Below are 7,708 nucleotides of genomic sequence, written 5' to 3'. Positions count from 1 at the left end.
GCGTCACGCCCCTGCCCGCCGCGCCGAACGACATCGCCGCCGTGTTCCCCTGGGCCGCGCCCACCGCCGTGAGCGACAAGAAGGGCACGGAAATCCACGCCGAGGGCCGCCACTTCCTCACGCACTACTGGGCCGCGCCCCGCCGCGTGGTCCTGGAGCCGGAGGAAGACGCCCAGCCCTCCGCCTGCCCGGTGTGCGGCGAAACAGGCCGGGTCTTCGTGCGCCGTTTCCTGGCCAGGAACTACGGCAACAACTACGGCGTCGGCTGGCGGCACCCCCTCACGCCGCATCGGGAGCAGGGCCCCGGCAAGGAGCCCCTGACCCTCAAGGGCGTCAGCGAGGGGCGCGGCTACAACCACTGGCTCGGGCTGGTCTACGGCGATGCCCAGGATGAAAAATTCCCGGTGCGGCCGGCCCTGGCGGTCGGCAACTTCCGCGAGTCGCTGCGGAGAGCCCCGGGCGGGGAGATCGCCCGGCTGCGGGCCTTCGGCTGGGACATGGACAACATGAAGGCCCTCAACTGGTGCGAGGAGGAATACCCGGTCTACGACCTTCCCCCGGACATCCCCGATGCCCCGGCGATCCTGGCGGCTCGGGCGGGCAAGCTGGTCCGCGCGGCGGACCTGGCCCGGCGCAACCTGCTCTCGGCCGCCAAGGAGGCCCTGTTCAGCGACGGGGCCAGGAACGCCAAGGCCGAAGCCACGCTCCTCGCGGGGCTCTCCATGCGCTTCTGGGCCGGTACGAAACAGGCGTTCGAACAGCGCGTCCAGGAGATCATCGCCTGCCTGGAGAGCGCGGAGGACCCGCTGGACGTCTACGAAACCTGGCGGAGCGTGCTCCTGGCCAGGACCGGGAAGCTGTTCGAGGACACGGCGGAGCGCGGCGGCTTCACGGCGCGCAGGTTCGAAACCATCTACGGCGCGCTCAACAGGATGAAGGCCTTCAACCACACGGGCTGCTCCAAAATCCTTGAACTGCCCGTGGACGGCAAGGGAGGACGGCAATGACGAGACTGCGAGAGTTGATGAACCCCTGGATGCTGAAAGACCAGACGGACCAGAAGGCCATGGACGAGCTGGCCGGTCGGTTCTGGTCCGTCCTGGAGGCGTGGTGGCGGGGCCTCGAAGACGATCGGGGAACGCGAGCCGTGCTCCGGCGCGCCAAGACGCCCCTGGCCGTCTTCATCACCCCCGAGTTCCAGCGCGGTCCGGTGGCCCTGCTGGCCCGGAACGGCATCGACCTCGGCCACAAGGATCAGCAACGCCTGGCCCTGGGCCTGGGCGTGCTGGCCCATGTGGCCCCCCCGGTGAAGGACCGGACGGAGGGAGCGCCCCCCCCACTTCGCGGGCCTGCTCAAACCGGAAAAGGGCCAGGAATCCACGCGCGATCCGCGCATGCGCAAGCTGCTCACCCTGGATGATCATGAGGTCGAGGCCCTGTTCCTCATGCTGCGCAGGCTGGCCAAGTACCTGGAGGGCAAGGCCCCCGTGGGCGCTGCCTGGCGCAGCCTGCTGCGGGGCGCGTGCTTCTGGGACGAGAAGACCCGCCGCCAGTGGGCCATGGACTACTACGTTCACCGTGAAAAACCTGGGAAATAAGGGAGAATCCGCCATGTCGCGTTTCGTGCAGCTTCATATCCTGACCAGCTACGCCGCCTCCAACCTCAACCGCGACGACCTGGGCGCGCCCAAGTCCATGATGCTCGGCAATTCCGCACGGCTGCGGGTCTCCTCCCAGAGCCTCAAGCGCGCCTGGCGCACCTCCGACGTGTTCCAGGCCGCCCTGGGCGGGGCGCACCTGGGCACGCGCACCAAGGAGCTTGGCCGCAAGGTCTTCGCCGCCCTGGTCAACGGCGCGCCGCTGGCGGCCGTCTGGAAGGACGAAACCGCCTCGGGGACCCTCCCCGCGCTCAAGGAGACCAAGGCTGCGGAGATCGCCCGGGCCGTGGCCGGGGTGTTTGGTAAACTCAAGAGCGAAGGCAAAGCCGACAAGGACCCCGACCCTGCCAAGAAGCGTGCAGCTCTCCTGGAATCGCTGGAGATCGAGCAGCTGGCCCACCTGAGCCCCGAGGAACTGGAGGAGGCGGCCAAGCTGACGGAAGCCTGCCGCGCCTCCGGGGCCGCCCCGGGAAAGGAAGCTCTGGACCTGCTGCGCCGCCGCGTGAAGGCGGCGGACATCGCCATGTTCGGGCGCATGCTTGCCGCCAGCGCCCGCTTCAACGTGGAGGCCGCCGTGCAGGTGGCCCACGCGCTGACCGTGCACAAGGCCGTGGCCGAGGACGACTTCTTCACCGCCGTGGACGACCTGAACAAGGACGACCAGGGCGCGGGCCACATGGGCGTGCTGGAGTTCGGGGCGGGGGTCTTCTACCTCTACCTCTGCGTGGACCGCACCCTGCTGGCCGAGAACCTGGCCGACGACGCGGCCCTGGCTGCCAAGGCCCTTGAGGCCCTGGTGCGCGCGGCGTGCACCGTGGCCCCCTCGGGCAAGCAGAGCAGCTTCGCCTCCCGCGCCTGCGCCTTCTACGCCCTGGCCGAGAAGGGAGACGCTCAGCCCCGCAGCCTCTCGCTGGCCTTCCTCAAACCCGTGGAGGAAGAGGACATGGCGCGGGAATCCGTCAAGATGCTGGAAACGACCAGGGAATCCCTGGAGCGCGTCTACGGCCAGACCGCCCAGTCCGAATGCTTCAACGCGCTGGAAGGGAAGGGGACGCTGGAAGCTCTCGTCCGCTTCGCCACGGAGTAGGAGATGGCGCGCTACCTGACCTTCCAGCTGTACGGGCCGTTGCAGGCCTACGGGCTGGTGGCCGTGGGGGAGGTGCGCCTGAGCGCCTCCCATCCCACGCGCTCGGCCGTGTTCGGGCTCCTGGGCGCGGCGCTGGGCGTGCGGCGCGAGGAGGAGGAACGCCTGACCCTGCTGGCGGACTCCTACGACCTGGCCGTGCGCACGGACCTGCCCGGCACGCCGCTTCTGGACTTCCACACCGTGCAGACGCCCCCGGAACGCCGCAACCGGGTCTACCGCACCCGCTCCGACGAGCTGGGCGGGCTCCTGGGCGAGGACGAGGAGCCCTACACCATCCTCTCGCGGCGGGGCTATCTGTGCGACGCCTGCTTCACGGCCTGCCTGCGGGCCAGGGGCGACGCCCCGCCCTTCTCCCTGGAGGCCCTGGCCGAGGCCCTGCGGCGTCCGGCGTTCACCCCGTATCTGGGCCGCAAGAGTTGTCCGCCCGGTCTGCCCTTCCATCCCCACGTGGGGGAGCACGCCGGGTTCCAGGAGGCCCTGGCGGTCTACGGACTGCACCGGGAGCTGCACGATCGGCTCAGGCGTCCCGACGCCACGGCCGCGCACCTGGACACCGTCGAAGACAAAGGGGCTCTGGTGCGGGATGTGACCGCGAACCACGGGCGCAGGCTCTTCGTGGAGCGCCGCGAGCAGTCCCTGGACATCCCGGCCGCGAAGCCAAGGGGGTGTGACGATGTACTTTAGCCAACTGGTCCTCGATTCCCGCAAGGCGGTGATCGACGGCTTCTACGACGCGCACCAGGCCCTGTGGGGGCTCTTCTCCGACTCCCCCGACCGCAAGCGGGACTTTCTCTACCGCGAGGTGGACCCCGTGACCTTCCTCACGGTCTCCGCGCGGCCGCCCCAGGACGCCACGGGGGCATGGCGGGTGCGCAGCAAGCCGTATGCGCCGCGCCTTTCCGAGGGAGACAGGCTCTACGTTTCACTGCGGGTGAACGCCGTGGTGAAACGCAAGGGGGCGGACGGGAGGCAGGACCGCTTCGACGTGGTGCAGGACGCCCGCAAGCGCCTCTTGGCCGCGAAGGAGCCCGTGCCGCCCCGCGCGGAGCTGGCCCAGAGCGAGGGGCTCAAATGGCTTGAGAAACACCAGGAGTCCTGGGGGCTGGCCTTCGAGCCGGGGAGCGTGAACGTGGCGAGCTACGTGCAGCACCGTCTGTGGCGCTACGGGTCCAAAGCCAAGGTCTCCGCGCTGGACATGGCCGGTTTCGCCCGCGTGATGGACCCGGATGCGGTCCTGAGGGCGCTGACGCAGGGCGTAGGCCCGGCCAAGGGGTTCGGCTGCGGGCTGATGCTGGCCAGGAGGGCCTGATGCTGCCCCGGCTGTCGCCCCTGCCGCTCAAGGAGCGGGCGTCCCTGGTCTTCCTGGAGAGGGGACAGCTGGACGTGCTGGACGGGGCCTTCGTGCTGGTGGACGCCTCCGGAACGCGCACGCACGTGCCCGTGGGAGCGGTGGCGTGCATCATGCTGGAGCCGGGCATCAGGGTGACCCACGCGGCCGTGACGCTTGCGGCGCGCGCGGGCACCCTGATCACCTGGGTGGGCGAGGCCGGGGTGCGTTTGTACGCCTCCGGCCAGCCCGGCGGGGCGCGCAGCGACAAGCTCCTGTATCAGGCCTCCCTGGCCCTGGACGAGGAGGCGCGGCGCAGGGTGGTCATGAAGATGTTCGCCGTGCGCTTCGGGGAGGAGCCGCCCTTGCGGCGGAGTGTGGACCAGCTGCGCGGCCTGGAGGGCGTGCGGGTGCGGGAGATGTACAAGCTGCTTGCACGGCAGTACCGCGTGCCGTGGTCCGGCCGGAAGTACGATCCCCGGGAATGGGGCAGCGGCGATTTGCCCAACCGGTGTTTGAGCGCGGCCACGGCGTGCCTGCACGGCCTTTGCGAGGCCGCGGTGCTGGCGGCCGGGTACGCGCCGTCCATCGGGTTTCTGCACACGGGCAAGCCGCGCAGTTTCGTCTACGACATGGCAGATCTCTACAAGTTCGACACGGTGGTCCCTGTCGCCTTCCGGATCGCCGCGCAGCAGGGCGCGGAACCCGAGCGTGCGGTGCGCCTGGCCTGCCGGGACAGGTTCCGGGAAACCAAGCTGCTCAAGCGGATCATACCGGAGATCGAGGAGGTGCTCGCGGCTGGGGGGCTGCCGGTGCCGGACGCGCCTGCGGACGCGGTGGGACCGGCCTTCGCGGACGAGGAGGGGCTGGGCGATGATGGTCATCGTGGTTGAGAACGCGCCGCCCCGGCTGCGCGGCCGGTTGGCGGTGTGGCTTCTGGAGATCCGGGCGGGGGTGTACGTGGGTGATTTTTCCGCCAAGGCGCGGGAGATGATCTGGCGGCACGTGGAATGCGGCCTGGAGGACGGCAACGCGGTGATGGCCTGGAGCGCCCGGAACGAATCGGGCTTCCAGTTCCGGACACTGGGGCCGAACAGGCGGATGCCCGTTGATTTCGACGGCCTGGAGCTGGTTTCGTTCTTCCCTGTTGAAGGGGAGAAAGGCTGACCAATTGTCCTGCGTTCTTTGACAACCGAGAGCGAGCTTGTTGGTGGCTGAAAACCGCTTGAAAAAATCCTGTAACTATGGCGTTTTGCCGGAAGAGTGTTCCCCGCGTGCGCGGGGATGATCCGGCTTCCGCCCTGAAATCCCAGGTGGAGCAACAGTGTTCCCCGCGTGCGCGGGGATGATCCGCCTGCTCGTACATCCTGGACCACGTGGGGAACGTGTTCCCCGCGTGCGCGGGGATGATCCGGCGAACGCCTGCGCCCTGGTGGCGCACCACCTGTGTTCCCCGCGTGCGCGGGGATGATCCGCGTCTGGGAGGCGCTGTAGACCGTGGCCGCTTGTGTTCCCCGCGTGCGCGGGGATGATCCGCGCAGGCCCACCTTGCGGAGCCAGCCGTTTTGGTGTTCCCCGCGTGCGCGGGGATGATCCGGCTGCCGTCGAGATGCCTGCGCCCGCGGCGCAGTGTTCCCCGCGTGCGCGGGGATGATCCGCCGAGAGAGAGAAGCGCCCGCGGCTTGGCCATGTGTTCCCCGCGTGCGCGGGGATGATCCGACGACGCCCGTGCCAAGTGGAAGATCGCGGCCGTGTTCCCCGCGTGCGCGGGGATGATCCGCGCAGCCCTGCGGCGTGCATTGGACCTGAGCCGTGTTCCCCGCGTGCGCGGGGATGATCCGTTCCGGGTCGTGGCCAAGCGCGCCGCCGCGTCGTGTTCCCCGCGTGCGCGGGGATGATCCGCGAGACGACAACCACCGCGAGATCGTCCAGGCGTGTTCCCCGCGTGCGCGGGGATGATCCGGCCGGGTGCTTCGTCCAGGACATGGGCGCTGTGTGTTCCCCGCGTGCGCGGGGATGATCCGTCGTCCCAGGTGGGCTCGTGCCTCTGACGGCTGTGTTCCCCGCGTGCGCGGGGATGATCCGGCCCCGGATCGAACCGCCGGCCGCCTCCACCGCGTGTTCCCCGCGTGCGCGGGGATGATCCGCCAGGGCGAAAACCGAAACAGCAGGCCGGGGAGTGTTCCCCGCGTGCGCGGGGATGATCCGCCTAGCCCGCCCCTCCACCCTGCCCCGGAGGCGTGTTCCCCGCGTGCGCGGGGATGATCCGGGTTGCCATGGCTACACCGCCGTGATGACCATGTGTTCCCCGCGTGCGCGGGGATGATCCGCCCCTCGTCGCCCTTCTGGGCATCGAACCCAAGTGTTCCCCGCGTGCGCGGGGATGATCCGGGCCTGGCCCTGCTCATCGTGGAATACCTCCAGTGTTCCCCGCGTGCGCGGGGATGATCCGGTGGACGGCGAAGACTATCTCCAGGAAGTCCGGTGTTCCCCGCGTGCGCGGGGATGATCCGATGCTCGTCCCGGTCCCGATTGCCGACAGGCCGTGTTCCCCGCGTGCGCGGGGATGATCCGACAGCAGGCCGGGGACTGACACCCGGCCTCCCGTGTTCCCCGCGTGCGCGGGGATGATCCGTCGGACACGGCCGGGCTGTCATACGTCTCTCTGTGTTCCCCGCGTGCGCGGGGATGATCCGGCATTGATGCCCGCTTTCAACGGCATCCTTGGGTGTTCCCCGCGTGCGCGGGGATGATCCGCACCCGTGCATCGGCTGCCGGGGCGCGTTCCCGTGTTCCCCGCGTGCGCGGGGATGATCCGACAACATGATTTCCGCCGTGACGGCTGGGGCGGTGTTCCCCGCGTGCGCGGGGATGATCCGGTGCTCACCGCCTCCGGTGAGGCGCGGCAGCGGTGTTCCCCGCGTGCGCGGGGATGATCCGCTCAACGTCTGTGAGCCAGTCCTTGGCGTAGAGTGTTCCCCGCGTGCGCGGGGATGATCCCGCCCCACATATCCGAATCCTGGGATGTTGGGGGTGTTCCCCGCGTGCGCGGGGATGATCCGTAATCCCGCGCCCGTTGTTTTGCTTGCATCCAGTGTTCCCCGCGTGCGCGGGGATGATCCGGCCCTCATGAAGAACCCCTCGGTGCTGGCCGCGTGTTCCCCGCGTGCGCGGGGATGATCCGTATCCCTGGACCGACCACGCCCGAGACCGGGCGTGTTCCCCGCGTGCGCGGGGATGACCCGTGCTGACCTCCTGCGACATCGTGAGCGAGGGAGTGTTCCCCGCGTGCGCGGGGATGATCCGTCCATGGCCTCGCGCTCCCAGTGCTCCAGGGGGTGTTCCCCGCGTGCGCGGGGATGATCCGGCCACGGAGCAGGAGCAGCGCGAGCAATCCCTGTGTTCCCCGCGTGCGCGGGGATGATCCGGGGTTGCCCCCGGACTCGACGGTGATGATCGCGTGTTCCCCGCGTGCGCGGGGATGATCCGGCGTCTCCGGTGATTGCGCCCTGCTCCACGATGTGTTCCCCGCGTGCGCGGGGATGATCCGAGCCCTGAGCTTCGGTTCGGGACCCT

8 protein-coding genes and 1 CRISPR repeat array are annotated in these 7,708 nt (G+C 69.5%); all 8 genes read left to right on the top strand.

Annotation, left to right across the window (positions count from 1 at the left end; translation table 11 throughout):
* The coding region (gene casA, locus ACV4UX_RS15840) for a type I-E CRISPR-associated protein Cse1/CasA (RefSeq protein WP_491594248.1) at nt 1-1,007 on the top strand (1,007 nt) is incomplete at its 5' end.
* Nucleotides 1,004-1,420 carry a type I-E CRISPR-associated protein Cse2/CasB gene (casB, locus tag ACV4UX_RS15835; RefSeq protein ID WP_491594247.1) on the top strand — a complete coding sequence of 139 codons (417 nt, stop codon included), beginning with the start codon at nt 1,004-1,006 and terminating at the stop codon, nt 1,418-1,420. The genes casA and casB (ACV4UX_RS15835), both read left to right, overlap by 4 nt.
* Nucleotides 1,350-1,598, top strand: a complete 249-nt coding sequence (gene casB, locus ACV4UX_RS15830; protein WP_491594249.1) for a type I-E CRISPR-associated protein Cse2/CasB — start codon at nt 1,350-1,352, stop codon at nt 1,596-1,598. The genes casB (ACV4UX_RS15835) and casB (ACV4UX_RS15830) overlap by 71 nt, the downstream gene beginning before the upstream one ends.
* Before the next feature lie 13 nt (nt 1,599-1,611).
* The gene (gene cas7e / locus ACV4UX_RS15825; RefSeq protein WP_491594246.1) at nt 1,612-2,745 is read left to right on the top strand and encodes a type I-E CRISPR-associated protein Cas7/Cse4/CasC; all 1,134 of its coding nucleotides are present in this window, start codon (nt 1,612-1,614) and stop codon (nt 2,743-2,745) included.
* Nucleotides 2,746-2,748: 3 nt separating this feature from the next.
* Nucleotides 2,749-3,489: a type I-E CRISPR-associated protein Cas5/CasD gene (gene cas5e / locus ACV4UX_RS15820; RefSeq protein WP_491594245.1), complete on the top strand. Its 741-nt coding sequence runs from the start codon at nt 2,749-2,751 to the stop codon at nt 3,487-3,489.
* A complete protein-coding gene (gene cas6e / locus ACV4UX_RS15815; RefSeq protein WP_491594244.1) occupies nt 3,479-4,114 on the top strand; it encodes a type I-E CRISPR-associated protein Cas6/Cse3/CasE in 636 nt (211 codons plus the stop codon). Before cas5e ends, cas6e begins: the two co-directional genes overlap by 11 nt.
* A complete protein-coding gene (cas1e, locus tag ACV4UX_RS15810) occupies nt 4,114-5,025 on the top strand; it encodes a type I-E CRISPR-associated endonuclease Cas1e (RefSeq protein WP_491594243.1) in 912 nt (303 codons plus the stop codon). The genes cas6e and cas1e overlap by 1 nt, the downstream gene beginning before the upstream one ends.
* Nucleotides 5,006-5,299 (top strand): type I-E CRISPR-associated endoribonuclease Cas2e, encoded by a 294-nt coding sequence (cas2e, locus tag ACV4UX_RS15805; RefSeq protein WP_491594242.1) that lies wholly within the window; start codon nt 5,006-5,008, stop codon nt 5,297-5,299. The genes cas1e and cas2e overlap by 20 nt, the downstream gene beginning before the upstream one ends.
* A gap of 96 nt (nt 5,300-5,395) precedes the next feature.
* Nucleotides 5,396-7,682: a CRISPR direct-repeat array (repeat unit 29 nt; unit sequence GTGTTCCCCGCGTGCGCGGGGATGATCCG).
* Nucleotides 7,683-7,708 lie beyond the last annotated feature (26 nt).

This window comes from Fundidesulfovibrio sp., assembly GCF_058402725.1.
The sequence above is the reverse complement of the archived record's forward strand: the minus strand, read 5'-3'. Positions and strand labels throughout refer to the sequence as shown.